Consider the following 14359-nt stretch of genomic DNA (forward strand, 5'->3'; position numbering starts at 1 on the left):
CCACATGAAGCGGTCATCCGTGCACGACGAGGGGCAGCGCCGTCCGCGTGGTTCGTGGGGACTGGGGCTCGCGCCCTGTTCCCTCGTGTTCCTCGAGGTGTTCGCGACGATCGGCTCGCTGCCGGGGATGGTCGCCGCGCAACTGGAGCAGTACACGCCCTGCGCTTCCGACGTGACGTTGCAGTGTTCGTACGCCGTCGGGGAGACCGCGCAGTTCCTCGTACCGCTGGTCGCACTCATCGTCACGATCACGACCTGGGTCATCGGAGCGTCCGGTGTTCCCACGGTGCGGCGACGGGTAGTGACGCCAGCGATCGGCCTCGTGGTCATCGTCCTGACCTTCGTGCTCGGCGTCGTCGCGATCGATCTGTCGATCAGGTGACCGTCGTCAAGCGAACTCGCCGCCACACGCTCCCGAGGACCTGATGCCGTTCACTCCAGGTCGGTTTCGAGACCGGGCCGACTGCGAGGTGGACGGCGTCATCGACGGACACAGGAGCGCTGGTCTCGGTGCCCGATAGCCGATCGGCTACCGTCTCGAAGGGTGTAACGATGACAAATCAACAGGCGATCGCCCGCCGCATCGATGCGCCCGGGGAGTACGCGATCGAGGTCGGAGCCGGGGCCTGGAAGATCCGTGGGCTGCTGCACGCCATTAACCGGAACCCTTCAGCCTACGGCGTCGAACCAGCGTCCTGACGGACGAGTCACCCCCCTATACAACCCGCCATCGATGGCGCGTGCGCGGGCACGGCCGCCCGTTTACGATGAGGTGCCGAACGGCTCCGAACAAACAGGGGGACATGCGATGAGCAAGATCAAGCAGGCACTGGCCGGCATGGGGATGGTCGTGGCGCTGGCGGGAGTGGGTGTCGTTCTGCCCGCTGCTGCAGCTCCGGCACATGCTGGACCAGTCGTCTGTCACACGTGGACCGAGACGGTCCACGCGAAGAACTGCGACAAGAAGCGGCAGATCTGCACGGCGTACATTTACCACCGGATCTGCGACTGAACGACAGGCAACAACCACAGCAGGGGTCGGGCGCCGTCACCGGTCGCGCGACCCCTGCTCGTCAGCCAGCGCACGTGGAGGCGTTGTCGTCAGCGCGTCCCGCCCGCAGAACAATGCGGAAACCGCACGGCTGAGGTGCCTACCTAGCCGGCACGTGCCCGTGTGCCGTGTCGCGGGGGTGTCAGTGTGCGGCGTCGTACGCGTCGCGGACGGCTTGGCTGATGCGGCCGCGGGAGGAGACCTCGTGGCCGTTCGCGTTGGCCCAGTCGCGGATCTTGGCGAGCTCTTCCGAGTTCCCACGCTTCGGCGCACTGCCAGCAGTAGTGCGGACGGAGCGGCCGTTGGCCTTGCGTGCGGCGGCGATGTAGTCGGAGAACGTTTCGCGGAGCGCGTCGACGTTGTCGTCGGTGAGGTCGATCTCGTAATAGGCGCCATCTGCCCTCGCGCTCCAACCACAGCACGGGCGAGGCGCCGGCATGCCCCCCGGGGGGGGGCTGTGCGGAGGACGCCGGTGCGTGGCGTGCGGCCGACGGTTTCAGCCGGCTTTCCCGGTGTTTGCGTGCCCAAAACGCCGCTCTCGTTTAGTTATCTTGGGCTTTTCGGGGCTTATCCGTGGAATCACGACGGTGACTTCCAGTCCGCGCGGGTCGAGATTACGCATTGAAGCAGTGCCTCCGGCGAGCTGGGCTGTGGCTTGGACGATCGCGAGGCCGAGTCCGGATCCTCCGAGTTTCGGCTGGCCGTCAGTCGGTCGCGCTGTACGCGCCTTGTCCGGCCTGGTAAACCGGTCGAACGCCACGGCGATGAAGTCCGGAGGCACACCGGGGCCGTCATCAGTGACCGTCAGCCGGGCGGAGCTGTCTTCCAGCGACCAGGCGACTGTGATCGTCCCAGATTCCGGGAGTGCGTCGATCGCGTTGCTGGCAGTGTTGGTGATGAGTTGACTCATTCCGCGGCGATCCAGTCGGAACACGTGGGGTTCCTGCGTTGCATTTTCTTCCGAGTCGGATCCGTCTTGCGGATCGATGTCGAATTCGATCGTGATGTTTTTTGCGGCTGCGATCATTCGTAGGCGGTCTACTGCTACCAGTAGCTTCATCGCTGAGCTCTTCCCAACTGGTGAGCGTTCGCGACGTCGAGTCCACGCGTTCGGCTTCGTCCGCTCGGGAGAGGGTAAGGAGGTCGTTCGCGAGTCGCGCGAGTCGCGCGACGTTGTGCTGCGCTTGCTTGACGTGAACTTGGAGTGCGGCGGCGTCGCCCCTGTCGAGTGAAGCGAGTTCCAGTTGCGTTGTGAGGATGGCGAGTGGGGTGCGGAGTTCGTGGCTTGCGTCGGATACCATCTGGCGCTCGCGTGCGGCAGCGTCGCGCGTCCTGCTCAAGAACTCGTTCAAGGTGCGTGCAAGAGCTTGGAGTTCGTCCCGGGCGTCTCCAACGGGAAGGTCGGCGTCGGCTTCTCCGGCGCTGAGTCGTTCTGCTTCGCGCCGCATCCTCGAGACCGGCCTGAGCGCGGCGCAGGACAACAGCCATGTCGCGCCGCCGAAACAGGCCAGAACCAGCACGCCAGCGACGACGACGCCGCCGGTCAGCGAGTCGATGACGAGCGCCTCTCCCTGGGCGTCACTTGCGGCGATCACGGTCCAACGCCCTGAGGCGCCTTGCGGGTGGTCGACGACGACCCGGTACGACGAGCCAGCCTGGATCGCCGTTGAGGAGCCGTCGTCAAACTGCGCGATCTCGGGTAGCTTCCGCAGCAGCGAACGCTGTTCGATTGATGAAAGAACTCGCTTGCCGCTCGGGTCGAGGACGGCGACAAGCTGTCCGTTTCCTGGCGCACGGAAACTCGGGTCCGCTGAGCGTTCCACCTCCGCCACGTACGGGCTCGCGTCCGCGCGAAGCAATGTGCGGGTTGCGTTCGCGACAACGTTGTCCACCTGAACGCGCATCGCCATGACCAGCGCGGCGATGACCAGCGCGGCGACCCCTACGCTCCCGAGCGTCAGGCGCGCGCGCAGCGACAGGTTGCGTAGGCGTCGAATCATTGGCCGCTACTCCATCGTGATTCGCCCAGCTGAGGCGGTGCATTGCGTGTCATGGTCTCACCAAGCAGAACAGATGGGCGCGTGACCGGGCAGCCGGTGTCGCGCCCATCCTAAGAGAACTTAGAGGCGTTGAATTCGCGTGATGGTCACCGGGTGGCTTCCGAAGACGATGAAGCCGTCCGGCGGAAAGCTGTACTGATGTCCCCCGTAGTTGATGTATGCCTCGCGGTCGCCCGCCGCGAAGCGCTTCAATGGGCCCCAGCGGCCGGACAGCGACCCGGTGCCGGTGTAGCCATAAGGCACCGATGAGGTTGTTGTCATGCAGAGGCTGGTTGAAGTGCAGCCGGGTGACGAGAACGACAAAGCATCGGTGTGTACTCGTGAATTGGGCTTGTACGCCGCTGTGACCTTGCCCGTTGCGCCGTCGACCAGCAGGTATACCTGGCCGCCAGACCACTCGACCTGGTGGATCTCCGCTTCCGTCTGCGTGCCGGCCAACGCCTGGAGCTGGGCGTCATACTGGGCGGTGTTTGGTGCGTTGCTCACCGTTGGTGTGGCTTCGAGTCCAGTCGCCGCAGAAGCCATTGTGGGAACCGCGATTGCGACGGCGAGCCCGAGTGCTACCCCGAGCGAAGTCAACCGGCGCGACCTCTTGGTGATGTTCATAGTCTTCTCCCCGGGAGGCTGACGTCCGCAGCGCTCCTCGCACAAGCATGGGTGGGAGGTTTTGACAAGCCAAGGCGCGGAACCGCAACGCCTGGGCAGTGGGAGGGATTTGGCAGTTGGTGAACCTGAATCTTAGATCACGTTCAGGAGTAGCCGTTGAGCCTGCAGGGTCGCCGGATCACCTTCCTTCAAGAGACCATCTCTCGGTCTGAGCGCCGAGGGTAAGCGCGACAGGAAGGACGCGTATGAACAGGACACTTTACGAAAGTGAACTATTCGTGCGGCGTGCCGACCTGTGAACGTCATGTCGGGGCGAACGCGAACAGCCGGCCACCCCTCGAGGTGGCCGACTGTACCGCTGGCAGAGTGGCGTCAGTGCGCGGCGTTGTAGGCGTCGCGGACGGCCTGGCTGATGCGGCCGCGGGAGGAGACCTCGTGGCCGTTCGCGTTCGCCCATTCGCGGATCTTCGCGAGCTCTTCCGAGTTGCCACGCTTCGGCGCGCTGCCGGCGCTGGTGCGGCCAGCGCGGCTGGTGACCTTGCGTGCTGCGGCGATGTAGTCGGAGAACGTTTCGCGGAGCGCGTCGGTGTTGTCGTCGGTCAGATCGATTTCGTAGTGGCCGCCATCGAAAGAGAAGGACACGGTGCGGCCCTTGCCGTCTTCGATGGTGTCGCCGGTGAGGTCGTCGACGAGGTGCGTGGTGACTTTCTGCGCCATGGGAGGTCGCCTTTCGCTCGGGGATCCTCTCCACCCTTGCATAGCTGATCCCGTAGAACGCTGCCTTCGTTCTTCTTCCGATCGGCTGGTCGGGCAGACTGAGCGGTGATGTCTGATTCGTCGCCAGCCGTATCCGGGTATGCCGCTGCTCTTGCCGAGCTGAAGCAGCAAGTGCGCGCCGCCCGATTCACGGCGCAGCGCCGCGTGAACACAGAACTCATCCGTCTGTACTGGGGGATCGGCGCAACGATCCTGCAACGCCAGGGCGATGAAGGGTGGGGGAGCAACGTCATCGGCCGGCTCGCGACGGATCTGCGTGCTGAATTCCCGGAGATGAAGGGCTCCTCCCCGCGGAATCTCGCGTACATGCGCGCGTTCGCAGCGGCCTGGCCGGACGAGCAGATTCTGCAACAGGCTGTTGCACAACTGCCCTGGGGCCACATCACTGTCCTCCTCGACCGGCTCGATGACCACGAGCTCCGCGACTGGTACGCCGGCCAAGCGGCCGCCCACGGGTGGTCGCGGAACGTCCTCGAGCACCAGATCCGGTCCGAGGCACACACCCGGCTCCAGGCGGCGCCGATGAACTTCGCCGAGATCCTCCCGCCGGGGGACTCGGATCTGGCGCAGCAGATCACGAAGGACCCGTACGTGCTGGACTTCCTCGCCCTCGACGGTGACGCGAAGGAACGCCACCTCGAGCAGGCACTCGTCGACAGGATCATCGATACCCTCCGCGAGCTCGGCGAAGGGTTCGCATTCGTCGGCCGGCAGGTGCACTTCGACGTCGACGGGGACGACTTCTACGTCGACCTGCTGTTCTTCCACGTCGAGCAGCTCCGGTACGTGGTGATCGAGCTCACGACCGGGAAGTTCAAGCCCGAGTACCTCGGCCAGCTCGGCTTCTACGTCGCACTCGTCGACGACAAGCTCCGCAGACCCCAGCACGCCGACACGGTCGGCCTGCTGCTGGTCGCCGACAAGAACGACGCCGTCGTCCGATACTCCCTCGCGGGACAGCAGGCCCCGATCGGTGTCGCCAGCTACGACCTCCTCCCGCCCGCGGTCCGCGCTGCCCTGCCCTCGGAAGCCGACCTCGCAGCCGCACTGGCGACGGAGACCAACACCCTCGAGTCCTGACCAGAGGTGCGTGCCACCAGCAGCCCCCGTGTCTCACTAAGGGAACCGTCACCGGGCGCATCGCCGGGCGGGTCTATTGAGACACCGAGATCCCTGGATCCTGGCGGGCTCCAGAAACGGCCGCGCGTGTCCGGTGGCCGATCGGCTACCGGACAGCCGCAGCCTTGATCGCTTCGACGATGGCTGCGATGGTCACTGGGTCGCTCGTGGAAGTCGCGTCGATGACCAACGGGGCCTCCTGTACCGGTGGCTCGAAGCTCGCGCCGTGCTCTGCAAGCACCGCGTCCGTAACGTCGGGCCGCACCTGCCCCAACCTGTTGGCCAGGACCCGTTCCCGCTGCAACTCCGGACTGATCTGCACCCACACGAGTACGAACGGCACCCCTGCAGCTGATGCGGTCGCGCGCCACTCGTCGCGGATGAAGCGCGGCGATCCTGTGTCATCGACCACGACGTGGTGGCCAGCAGCAAGGAGCACGCCCGCACGCGCGTGCGCGATCCGGTTCGTGGCCGCCCACTCCTCCAACGGGATGCCCTGTCCACCGTGAAGTCCACGCTCCTCATTGATCCGGTCAAGGCTCAATAGCTCACCCGCCAATGCGTTGGACAGCGCAGCAGCCAACGTGCTCTTACCGGAGAACGACAACCCACACGTCAGCACCAGCGCCATGCTTCGGACCCTACAACTGTCCATGCCGCCGGGTACCACCAAGCTAAGTGGATACCCCCGCGAGTGCCGGCTGCAGGCGCCCTGTAGGCGATCGGCTATCGAACGGACGCGGGGTGAGCTTGCCAGAGCCAGCGCAGAGCGTCGGGGAGGAGTGCTCCGCCGTGGTTGGGTGAATGGTTGCCGTCGCCGACAACGAGGCGAAAGTCGTAGCCCGCGCGTCCGAGCGCAGCCGCGGTGTCCAGGCTCTCGGCGAACCAATTCCACTCAGGCTCGTTCCAGTGCAAATCGCGGTGAGCGGCGTGGAGGAACAGACGTGTCTGCCTGCGGGGTTCGGTAGCAAAAAGGGCCGGGTACGGGTTGCCGCCGGGCATCTGCGCGAAGCTCGGATTGAAGGCGATCGCTCGACCAAGGCCCTCGGGTCGGCTCCACGCCGCGGTGACGGCAGCGTTCCCGCCGCTACTGCCACCACAGATGCCGCGCATCATCGGATCGTCCGAGACCGCGTAGCGCTCTCGCACGATGGGGAGTACCTCGTCGAGGAGGAAGCTGGCGTACGTGTCGTTGAACGCGTCGTACTCAGCGTTGCGGTGCTTCGTCGGCGTTCCGTTGACATCGAGCACGCCAGGGTCCACAAATACGCCAATCACCTGTGGCAAGTCACGCTTGGCAGCGAGGTTGTCGAGGACGATCCCACCGCGGACGTCGCCGTCGGGATCGAGGTACCACCAGCCGTCGTTGAAGAACATGACCGCGCTCGGCTCGTCGGCCCGATGCCCTGCTGGGCGGTGCACCCACACACTTCGCGTGGTACCCGGGAAACGCTGGCTCTCTTCGAGCACGAACTGTTCGACCGAGCCTGGCTCAACGCCGACGCGTGTCACAGAGTCAGGTCCGTACTCGTACGAGACGTTGTCCTGAGACAGCGGCAGAGCAGCGAATGGTTGCGGCGTCGACACGCTCGGATGCTACCGGGACCGCTTCGTCCCCCATAGCGATGGCTTACCGGAACACCTCGGGCAGCGCGCCAACGAACTTGTCAAAGTGGCTGTACCAGACAGAGTGGGCTGCTCCGGGGACGTCCCGGACGATCACGCCCCGGCTCTCGTGGTGCGCCGCTGTCACGTCATCGACGTACAGGCTCGGCTTCGCTCGCACGATGATCGATCCGGGCTCCGGCTCGAAGGACACCCCAGGCCCCGTTGCCGGCGACGCCGCCGTGGCCGGATCGAAGTGGTCCGCTGCACGAGCCTCGACAACGCAGTCCTGGTCGCTGTAGAACGGCCGCGATGCTCGAAGCTCGTCGTACGTGCGCGCTCGTTTGTCCTGCTCGTACTCGGCGGTGAGTTCGGTGCGGTCCCAGCCGCCGCGCGACGTGAAGGGAGCATCAATGTAGACCGAGAGCGCCGGGGCCAGCAGCCCGGCGTCCACAGCCGCTGCGAGGAGCATCGCACCGTACGAATGGCCCATCACGAGGTCAGGCGTCGGTCCGCATTCGTCGGCAACGGACTCCGCGATCGATCGGGTGGCCCGATCTACCGTCAAGGTGTCGTCGCGCGGTGACAGTCCGTGGCCCGGAAGATCGACCACTGAGACGCGATAGCCGCTCGCGACCAGCAGCGGCACTACTCGCCACGAGCTCTCGCGAGAACCCATCATCCCGTGCAGCAGCACCGCCGTGCGGTCCCCCTGGCCATGCACCTCAACGTGGAGCTTCATCGGGGTATCGAAACACATCCTGCTCCACGGGCCGGCTGTCTCGTTAGCCGATCGGCTACCGGACTGAGGCGTGGGCAACCACCGCTGTGCTCTCAAACGAAAGGACATCGGAAGGGGCCTCCCGCACCGCTGCGTCCGTGAAGACAGCCTGCATTCGTTGACGGCCTTCGTCGGTCTGGCTCATGTACGTCTGACCGATCGTTGCGATCCCTGCCGTCACCGCTGCCCAGAGGTCGTCGGGGCGGATACGGAAGGTGTACGAAAACAGGCTGCAGCCGACGGTGGTTGCGCCAGCGGTGCGAAACAGCTCGCAGAAGCCGCCGACGTTTCTCGGGAAATCATCCGCTGGAGGCAATCGGTGTCCGGCGGGCACCGTGACGTCCGCTTCCCTGATGATCAGGTTCCAGAACTGGTTGAGCGCTCCGACCGGTTCGGACGGCCAAATCGTCGCAGCGACCGTTCCACCAGGACGGGTGACTCGAAGGAGCTCACGAGCCGATGTGAGCGGGGTTGGTACGTGGTTGAGGACGAAGTTCGCGGTCGTGACCGCGAACGAGGCGTCGTCGTAGGGCAGTGAGGGCAGCGCCGCAGTTCCGATGTCAACCGCCGGGTAGCGTCTTGCAGCGAACCGCACCATGGATGGTTCCTTGTCGCATGCGGTGACCGCGAATCCGCGTCGAATGAGGGCGCCCACAACGGATCCCGTCCCTGTTCCGACGTCGAGAGCGGGCCCGTCGCCGACGCTCACGTGGTTCCCGAGCAACCCGTCGATGGCCCCTGCGCAGAGTCGCGCGAAAGACCTGTCGTAAGCAGTCGCAGTATCAGACCATCCGTCGAGCATGTCTCGACGCTACCCACACAACCGATCCCCGATGACGGATCGCTCAGCGGACGAGTAGGCGCTCGTAGAGGCTTGACGTCAGCAGGCGTCCACCGGCAGGGGCGGTGACCGTCAGATCGCGGAGATACTGGAAGCCTCGCTGTTCATAGAACCGGCGGAGTCCGGGGTTGTCGGTCGCGCAGTCGAGCCGCACTGCTCGCAGCTCACGGCAGAGCGCTTGCTCCTCCACCCACCGCAGCAACCGTTCCCCGAGCTGAGCCCCGCGATGCGCTTGCCCAACCGCAAGCCGGTGCACGTAGAGCGCCGGCGTCGCATCATCATCCCAAACCTCGGGATCTGCGTCGTAGACCGTGACCATCGCCGCTACCTCCGGACCTCGACGCACGACGAAGAGGTTTCCCTGCTCTGCGTCCCGGACTAGGACAGAGTTCGGCACAGCGTCCTGCCACTGGTCGATCCCGCGCGATCGCAACCACTCCCGCGCGCCATCGATGAGCGCTTGCGCGGACGCAACGTCCTCGATCGTCGCCGCCTCGACGACCAGCTCGTCTTGATCCACGACACGACGCTAAGGGATCGACTAAGCGGATACGACCGAAACGGCCGATCACAGCTGTCCGATAATCGATCGGCTAACGAGACGGCTTGAAGCGCCGGGTGAGCCCGGCTGGCCCGACAGTGCAGCGCGCTGGACTGTGAGCAGCTTCGCTCTGTGTCGTGATCGCGTCCCGGTAGCCGATCGGCTACCGGGCGTGCGCTGCCCCGTGGTGATCTGACTCGTCGTCTCGAGCGTCTGCTCTTGGTCGTCGGAGAACAAGACCTGCGCATCCCGCGGCCAGGCAACCGCAGACGGCTGCCGCCGGCAGGACAAGCTGCCAACCGCCCACCGTCAACAGCAGACCGCCGACAACGGCAGTGACGAATGCCAGCACTCCCACAACGACCGATGCACGGCGGACCGGATGCGCCACGAGTTCGTCTTCCGCGCGGTTCCTCACGATCACTCCGACACGTGCGACGGTAGCGGCCACCGCGACCCCCAACGGGATCGCGACCTGTGAGGCGGCAGCCACTGATTCCCAGCTTACGTAGCTGTACCTGATCTTCCCGAGGCTGAACATTCCGACCGCGAAGATCGCGCCGGCCAGGACGACTACAGCAAGAAACGCAGCTCGGCGCGGACAACTCATTGCCGACTCATCTCGAGATGCCACCACGCCGACAGGGTAGATCGCGGCGCGCGAAGATGCTGCCAGCGTCGATGATCGCGCCTACCGATAGCCGTCGTCTCACGGGACGCAGCTACGGCTACATCTCACGCGTGCGTCGTGAACGCTTGCGCCGCAGTCGACGGAAGTCAGAGTCACAGAATCTCCAACACTCCGAATGCAGCGACGACGAGACCCGCGACGCATCCGAAGATGCCGACGATCGTCACGAGGTACGCGAACACCAGCGCGGCACCCTCAGCTCGGGCTCGCTCGAGCGCCCACGCTGCCAGGAACGTCGCCACGATGGCCACCGGAAACGAGGCGATCCAAGTGATGCCCTGGATCCAATCAGCGGCCATGACGTCGGCGGGAGGCGCACGAAGGATCCCGCGGCCACTCTCGTCGGTTGCTCGGTACGCAGCATCGATTGGAGCGGTGTGGATGTATGCCAGGAAGCACGCCAGCGCGTGGCCAGCGATGAGGACAAGGGCGATGGAAGGCATGACCCACGCGAACACCTGGGCGCGTCGGATCTGACTCACGCCTTCAGCCTGCCTCAACCGAGACCAGCGAAGGATCCGTCGAAGGCGTGAGAGAACCGTCGCGGTAGCGGATCCACTACCGGGCGGCGTCGGTCAGCACCTGGTCGATCCACTCGTGACGATCGAGTTCGGTGAGCTCGGCGAGAGTCGCCCACCGGGTCTCGAGCACTTCGTCCTCGTCGAGGAGGAACGACGACGTATGCAGTGAGCAGAGGTACGCCACCGTCACGTACCCAACTTGGTCGCCGTTGGGATAGACGTTCTCGAGGGCGGCGCCGCCGTAAGCCCCGATGATCCGGATGACGTCGCTGCCCACACCGAGTTCTTCTCGCACTTCGCGCAGCAGCGCCACCCGGGGGTCCTCGCCGGGCTCGATGCCGCCCCCTATCAGGCTCCATCGCCCGGAGTCGCGCTGCCGCGCCAGCAGGAACCGATCGTCGTCTCGGATGACCGCGGTCACGCCCGGAAGGAGGAGGTAGCTGCTCCCGATCCGCTCGCGCAGCAATCGAACGTACTGAGAGGCCGGCATGCTCCGAAGCTACCGTGCGCCGTTCCCGCAGAGGGATCGGCTATCGAGACAGCGCCGATGTTGGTCGTGGGTCGGTTGCCTGGTTGACAAGTGAGCGGATCGGGCGTTTAGTTTCCACTATGGAAAATCAGGATGCAGCGGCGCAGCTTCGCGACCTTCAGCGGGTCCGGGAGGTGGCTGTCCCGGGAGTGCCTGTTTGGTATTGGGGTGCGCTCGGTATGTTGTTCGGCGTCGGGGTAGCAGCGGTGTCGTCGGGGTTCGCGTGGGCGATGGTGCTTGCGGGGGTGTTGGTAATCGCTGCGGGCAGGGTGCTGGCCGGCGTTCTCGGGCAGAGGACGGGCCTGCGTATCGGGCGGGTGTTCGGGGGTGCGACCAGCTGGCTGATCGTCCCCTGGTTCCTTGCCATCGCTGTGCTGTGCGTTGTTGGCCGGATGATGGATGTGCGGTTCGACTCTTCCTGGCCCGGGGTGATCGCTGGCGTTGTGGTCGTGCTCGTCACACTCATCTTCGGGCGGGCGTATGACGGTGCCCGTCGTCGCCGTGTGACGGGCGCTGGCCAATGAGCGGTCCGCTTGACGGTTTTGACGAGGTGGTGCATGCGCCCAGACGGTTGGCGATCTGCGCGTTTCTCACAACAGTTGACGAGGCGGAGTTCGGAACGATCCGGGAGCGTCTCGAGATCAGCGATTCGTCGTTGAGTAAGCAGATCAAGCTGCTCGCTGATGTGGGATACGTGTCCAGCCGGAAGTCGGCGTTGCGGGGGCGGTCGCGTGTCTGGGTGGGGTTGACGGATGCGGGGCGGGAGGCGTTCGCGGATCACGTTGAGCGTCTTCGGCGTGTGTTGAGCTCCGCCGAGAACTGAGAAGAGGTGCCAGCAGTGTGTTCCTACTGGCACCTCTTGTTCTTTCTCCAATCAGCCAGCGCAGGAATGCAGGCCCGCGGCTGCGAAGCCGGTGCCTACGTACCAGACCCAGGTGTCCTCGAAGGTGAGGGCGGCGAAGGCGGCCCCGCCGACGGCGATGTAGCAGTCGGCACCTCCCTTGAAGGTGGCGAGTTTCCCGGACGGTGTGAGCGCATGGGTCCAGACATGCTGCCCACTGTCGAGGTACTGCGAGACCGCATTGGCTCCCTTGCATGTCGCGGCGACGGACTTCCTCGGCCCGACGCTCCAGACGCGGCCATCTGCGCCGATGCACTGGTAGTGGTACTTACCTGCTGCGTAGTCGGCACCTGCTACGTAGTCGGCGGATGCCATAGCAGGTCCGGCGGTAATTGTCCCGGCCGCGAGTGTGCAGAGCGCGACGGCTGTGAGGGCGAAGCGGTTCTTGAATCTCATGTAATCCCCTTGGTGAAAGCCCCAGACCCGACCCCCCGTCGGCGACGGTGCCGTGATGGTGCAACCACAACGTATGGATCTCCCTCCTCGAGGGGCAAGACACGATTCGGCCACTGTCAGCACGTAAAGCATCGGGCGGCTGCCCGGTAGGCGATCGTCCACCGGACGGCTCGAGCGGCGAGGCAGGTGTACAACGAGTGCATGGATAAGCGCTCGCTTCCGACAAGCACATGGCTACAGCTCGTCGGTGGGATCGGTCTTATCGTGCTCGGTCTGGTCGCAATTCTGAGTCACCATCTGATGTGGTTGGGTGTGGCCGCGATCGTGGTTGGGGTTGGATCGGTCATAGTGGCGTCACGCACGATGGTGTCGGTTGCCCGTCGTCCGTAGTTCCAGGTTCACACCAAGCCGCGGTTCCGCTGCTCGGGCGGCCCTTATCCATGCACGTCGGTAGGGACCCGTTGGTGGTTCCCCGAGGGAAACGATGGTGCCAACTGACGCTTGCCCCGATAGGGGATCCGATGATGCAGGAAGAGTGGGCGCTGCCGCACTCGCGGGGCGTTCGATCATCACGGAGGAGCGGTCGGCGTGGAAAATTCTTTCCAAGACGACGCCGTGGCCGGCTGCGAGACAGTGTCGGCTCCGATCAGGGGAATGCGGTGATGGCGGCCACGCGGAGGAAGTCGAGCTTCTCGGCGTTCGGCCCCGTGCTCGTCGTGCTGTAGAGCACGATCTTGACGTCGGTGTCCGGTATAACCACGACATCGCAGTCGAGGACTACGTCGCCGACGACGCGGTTGTGAACGGTCTTGGTGAGCGTGGTGTGTGCGGCTGCCTGTGCGTCGCCCCACAGTCGGTCGAAGCGGGGGCTACGGGCCCGGAGATCCGTCACGAAGGTGTGGAGAGCGACGTCCTGGTCGAGCAGCCCCACCGACCGACGCAGGTCGGCGACGAGTGCGCGTTCGAAGCGGTCAGAGCCGCCATGCGCGGTCGCGATCTCCGCGATCGAGTTGTCGATGAACGTCTGGACCAGGAGGTTCTGGTCTGGGTCCGCGAGCACGGACGGGGTGTGGAACAGGCGCTGCCACAGCGACGTCGAGTACAGCAACGACCAGTCCGCGGCGAAGACGGCGACCGGGAACGCGGACAGCCGCGAGACGATGCGCTGCACGCCTGCTGGGACGTGACGAGTAACCGTGCCCGCCGATGGGGGAGCGATCCCGGCGGCGCGGTGCAGCAGGTCGTTCTCGCTGCGGCTCAACTGGAGCGCACGGGCCAGGGCTGCCACGACCTGCGCCGACGGGGTGCGGAACCGTCCTTGCTCCAGCCGGGTGACGTAGTCGACGCTCACGCCGGCGAGCTGGGCCACCTCCTCACGCCGTAGGCCCGGCGTGCGTCGCCGTCCGTACGGCTCGAGGCCGACATCCTCAGGTGTCAGGCGCTCCCGCCAAGCACGCAGCAGCTCGCCGAGATCAGTGCTCAGAGGGTGTTCGTTCACCGACACATTCTCCGGTGGAACGGGCACGCCAGGGTGGCAGCGGTCTTCCCTGGCTGCGCGCCCCGCCAACACTGACGCTGGTTCCTCCACGACGAAAGGAAGCAGCCCATGACCGCAACACCCAACGGATACGTCACCGTCATCTGGCAGACCCGCGCGAAGCCGGGCAAGGAGACCGCGCTGCGGGACTTCATCACCGCAGCCGTCACCCCGTCCCGGAACGACCCGGGGAACATCGACTACGAAGCACACCAGGTAGAAGGCGACCAAGCCGCGTTCGTCATCTACGAGCGGTGGCAAAGCCGACAGCACCTCGACGACCACCTCAGTGCGCCGCGGATGCAGAGACTCGTCCCGCAGATGCTGGAGCTCATCGACGGCTCGATCGAGGACGGCATCACCCTGCTCCAGCCGTTCCGTCCGAGCAACTGACCCGTACCGC

Annotated in this window: 21 protein-coding genes; 7 read left to right on the forward strand and 14 right to left on the reverse strand. The window is 65.2% G+C overall.

The window, feature by feature from the left end; all coding sequences use genetic code 11:
- Positions 1–4 precede the first annotated feature (4 nt).
- From MXD64_RS01110 to MXD64_RS01120, 3 genes are all read left to right on the forward strand, one after another.
- On the forward strand, positions 5–382 hold the full coding sequence (locus MXD64_RS01110; protein WP_263136989.1) for a hypothetical protein: 378 nt from the start codon (positions 5–7) through the stop codon (positions 380–382).
- Between the two features lie 170 nt (positions 383–552).
- Positions 553–699, forward strand: coding sequence for a hypothetical protein (locus MXD64_RS01115; protein WP_263136991.1), 147 nt, complete (start codon positions 553–555; stop codon positions 697–699).
- A 109-nt stretch (positions 700–808) separates the two neighbouring features.
- Positions 809–1012: a hypothetical protein gene (locus tag MXD64_RS01120; protein WP_140449152.1), complete on the forward strand. Its 204-nt coding sequence runs from the start codon at positions 809–811 to the stop codon at positions 1010–1012.
- Between the two features lie 181 nt (positions 1013–1193).
- On the opposite strand, the gene MXD64_RS01125 is transcribed toward MXD64_RS01120, so the two are convergent.
- The 5 genes from MXD64_RS01125 to MXD64_RS01145 all read right to left on the reverse strand — a co-directional run bounded on the left by MXD64_RS01125 (position 1194) and on the right by MXD64_RS01145 (position 4434).
- Entirely contained in the window at positions 1194–1490 is a 297-nt protein-coding gene (locus MXD64_RS01125; protein ID WP_017887621.1) for a histone-like nucleoid-structuring protein Lsr2, read from the reverse strand.
- 57 nt (positions 1491–1547) lie between these two features.
- Positions 1548–1961: a sensor histidine kinase gene (locus MXD64_RS01130; RefSeq protein WP_263136993.1), complete on the reverse strand. Its 414-nt coding sequence runs from the start codon at positions 1959–1961 to the stop codon at positions 1548–1550.
- On the reverse strand, positions 1846–3051 hold the full coding sequence (locus tag MXD64_RS01135) for a histidine kinase dimerization/phospho-acceptor domain-containing protein (protein WP_263136994.1): 1206 nt from the start codon (positions 3049–3051) through the stop codon (positions 1846–1848). Before MXD64_RS01135 ends, MXD64_RS01130 begins: the two co-directional genes overlap by 116 nt.
- Positions 3052–3171: 120 nt before the next feature.
- Positions 3172–3717: a hypothetical protein gene (locus MXD64_RS01140; RefSeq protein ID WP_155896970.1), complete on the reverse strand. Its 546-nt coding sequence runs from the start codon at positions 3715–3717 to the stop codon at positions 3172–3174.
- Positions 3718–4089: 372 nt separating this feature from the next.
- Complete coding sequence (locus tag MXD64_RS01145; protein WP_017887618.1) at positions 4090–4434, reverse strand: histone-like nucleoid-structuring protein Lsr2; 345 nt, start codon at positions 4432–4434, stop codon at positions 4090–4092.
- Positions 4435–4542: 108 nt separating this feature from the next.
- On the opposite strand from MXD64_RS01145, the gene MXD64_RS01150 reads away from it, so the two are divergent.
- On the forward strand, positions 4543–5574 hold the full coding sequence (locus MXD64_RS01150; protein WP_263136996.1) for a PDDEXK nuclease domain-containing protein: 1032 nt from the start codon (positions 4543–4545) through the stop codon (positions 5572–5574).
- Between the two features lie 145 nt (positions 5575–5719).
- On the opposite strand, the gene MXD64_RS01155 is transcribed toward MXD64_RS01150, so the two are convergent.
- From MXD64_RS01155 to MXD64_RS01185, 7 genes are all read right to left on the reverse strand, one after another.
- Positions 5720–6244: an AAA family ATPase gene (locus MXD64_RS01155; protein WP_042540950.1), complete on the reverse strand. Its 525-nt coding sequence runs from the start codon at positions 6242–6244 to the stop codon at positions 5720–5722.
- A gap of 95 nt (positions 6245–6339) precedes the next feature.
- A complete protein-coding gene (locus tag MXD64_RS01160) occupies positions 6340–7200 on the reverse strand; it encodes an alpha/beta hydrolase (protein ID WP_263136997.1) in 861 nt (286 codons plus the stop codon).
- A 43-nt stretch (positions 7201–7243) separates the two neighbouring features.
- A complete protein-coding gene (locus MXD64_RS01165; RefSeq protein WP_263136998.1) occupies positions 7244–7960 on the reverse strand; it encodes an alpha/beta fold hydrolase in 717 nt (238 codons plus the stop codon).
- Positions 7961–8015: 55 nt separating this feature from the next.
- Positions 8016–8801, reverse strand: a complete 786-nt coding sequence (locus MXD64_RS01170) for a class I SAM-dependent methyltransferase (protein ID WP_082047013.1) — start codon at positions 8799–8801, stop codon at positions 8016–8018.
- 43 nt (positions 8802–8844) lie between these two features.
- Positions 8845–9360: a GNAT family N-acetyltransferase gene (locus tag MXD64_RS01175; protein ID WP_052481940.1), complete on the reverse strand. Its 516-nt coding sequence runs from the start codon at positions 9358–9360 to the stop codon at positions 8845–8847.
- An 804-nt stretch (positions 9361–10164) separates the two neighbouring features.
- Positions 10165–10554, reverse strand: coding sequence for a hypothetical protein (locus tag MXD64_RS01180; RefSeq protein ID WP_042540954.1), 390 nt, complete (start codon positions 10552–10554; stop codon positions 10165–10167).
- Between the two features lie 76 nt (positions 10555–10630).
- A complete protein-coding gene (locus MXD64_RS01185; protein WP_042540956.1) occupies positions 10631–11083 on the reverse strand; it encodes an NUDIX domain-containing protein in 453 nt (150 codons plus the stop codon).
- Positions 11084–11202: 119 nt separating this feature from the next.
- Between MXD64_RS01185 and MXD64_RS01190 the strand changes: the two genes are divergently transcribed.
- Together MXD64_RS01190 and MXD64_RS01195 are read left to right on the forward strand one after the other, a co-directional pair.
- Positions 11203–11646 carry a hypothetical protein gene (locus MXD64_RS01190; protein ID WP_156155399.1) on the forward strand — a complete coding sequence of 148 codons (444 nt, stop codon included), beginning with the start codon at positions 11203–11205 and terminating at the stop codon, positions 11644–11646.
- Complete coding sequence (locus MXD64_RS01195; RefSeq protein WP_042540960.1) at positions 11643–11945, forward strand: transcriptional regulator; 303 nt, start codon at positions 11643–11645, stop codon at positions 11943–11945. The genes MXD64_RS01190 and MXD64_RS01195 overlap by 4 nt, the downstream gene beginning before the upstream one ends.
- A 51-nt stretch (positions 11946–11996) precedes the next feature.
- Here the strand turns inward: MXD64_RS01195 and MXD64_RS01200 are convergent, their stop codons facing one another.
- Positions 11997–12419: a hypothetical protein gene (locus MXD64_RS01200; protein ID WP_140448621.1), complete on the reverse strand. Its 423-nt coding sequence runs from the start codon at positions 12417–12419 to the stop codon at positions 11997–11999.
- A gap of 646 nt (positions 12420–13065) precedes the next feature.
- Positions 13066–14007, reverse strand: a complete 942-nt coding sequence (locus MXD64_RS01205) for a helix-turn-helix transcriptional regulator (RefSeq protein ID WP_197068683.1) — start codon at positions 14005–14007, stop codon at positions 13066–13068.
- A gap of 18 nt (positions 14008–14025) precedes the next feature.
- Between MXD64_RS01205 and MXD64_RS01210 the strand changes: the two genes are divergently transcribed.
- Positions 14026–14349 carry a putative quinol monooxygenase gene (locus tag MXD64_RS01210; protein WP_042540964.1) on the forward strand — a complete coding sequence of 108 codons (324 nt, stop codon included), beginning with the start codon at positions 14026–14028 and terminating at the stop codon, positions 14347–14349.
- Positions 14350–14359: the final 10 nt, after the last annotated feature.

Origin of the sequence: Curtobacterium sp. Arg-1 (assembly GCF_025643395.1) — a bacterium.
Taxonomy (GTDB): Bacteria; Actinomycetota; Actinomycetes; order Actinomycetales; family Microbacteriaceae; genus Curtobacterium; species Curtobacterium poinsettiae.

Bases quoted from the DNA above. Each gene is read 5' to 3' on its own strand.
- MXD64_RS01115 (WP_263136991.1), top strand. From the start codon at position 553: ATGACAAATCAACAGGCGATCGCCCGCCGCATCGATGCGCCCGGGGAG.
- MXD64_RS01200 (WP_140448621.1), bottom strand. From the start codon at position 12,419: ATGAGATTCAAGAACCGCTTCGCCCTCACAGCCGTCGCGCTCTGCACA.
- MXD64_RS01125 (WP_017887621.1), bottom strand. From the start codon at position 1,490: ATGCCGGCGCCTCGCCCGTGCTGTGGTTGGAGCGCGAGGGCAGATGGC.
- MXD64_RS01170 (WP_082047013.1), bottom strand. From the start codon at position 8,801: ATGCTCGACGGATGGTCTGATACTGCGACTGCTTACGACAGGTCTTTC.
- MXD64_RS01135 (WP_263136994.1), bottom strand. From the start codon at position 3,051: ATGATTCGACGCCTACGCAACCTGTCGCTGCGCGCGCGCCTGACGCTC.
- MXD64_RS01195 (WP_042540960.1), top strand. From the start codon at position 11,643: ATGAGCGGTCCGCTTGACGGTTTTGACGAGGTGGTGCATGCGCCCAGA.
- MXD64_RS01165 (WP_263136998.1), bottom strand. From the start codon at position 7,960: ATGAAGCTCCACGTTGAGGTGCATGGCCAGGGGGACCGCACGGCGGTG.
- MXD64_RS01145 (WP_017887618.1), bottom strand. From the start codon at position 4,434: ATGGCGCAGAAAGTCACCACGCACCTCGTCGACGACCTCACCGGCGAC.
- MXD64_RS01130 (WP_263136993.1), bottom strand. From the start codon at position 1,961: ATGAGTCAACTCATCACCAACACTGCCAGCAACGCGATCGACGCACTC.
- MXD64_RS01110 (WP_263136989.1), top strand. From the start codon at position 5: ATGAAGCGGTCATCCGTGCACGACGAGGGGCAGCGCCGTCCGCGTGGT.
- MXD64_RS01120 (WP_140449152.1), top strand. From the start codon at position 809: ATGAGCAAGATCAAGCAGGCACTGGCCGGCATGGGGATGGTCGTGGCG.
- MXD64_RS01140 (WP_155896970.1), bottom strand. From the start codon at position 3,717: ATGAACATCACCAAGAGGTCGCGCCGGTTGACTTCGCTCGGGGTAGCA.
- MXD64_RS01210 (WP_042540964.1), top strand. From the start codon at position 14,026: ATGACCGCAACACCCAACGGATACGTCACCGTCATCTGGCAGACCCGC.
- MXD64_RS01185 (WP_042540956.1), bottom strand. From the start codon at position 11,083: ATGCCGGCCTCTCAGTACGTTCGATTGCTGCGCGAGCGGATCGGGAGC.
- MXD64_RS01155 (WP_042540950.1), bottom strand. From the start codon at position 6,244: ATGGCGCTGGTGCTGACGTGTGGGTTGTCGTTCTCCGGTAAGAGCACG.
- MXD64_RS01150 (WP_263136996.1), top strand. From the start codon at position 4,543: ATGTCTGATTCGTCGCCAGCCGTATCCGGGTATGCCGCTGCTCTTGCC.
- MXD64_RS01190 (WP_156155399.1), top strand. From the start codon at position 11,203: ATGGAAAATCAGGATGCAGCGGCGCAGCTTCGCGACCTTCAGCGGGTC.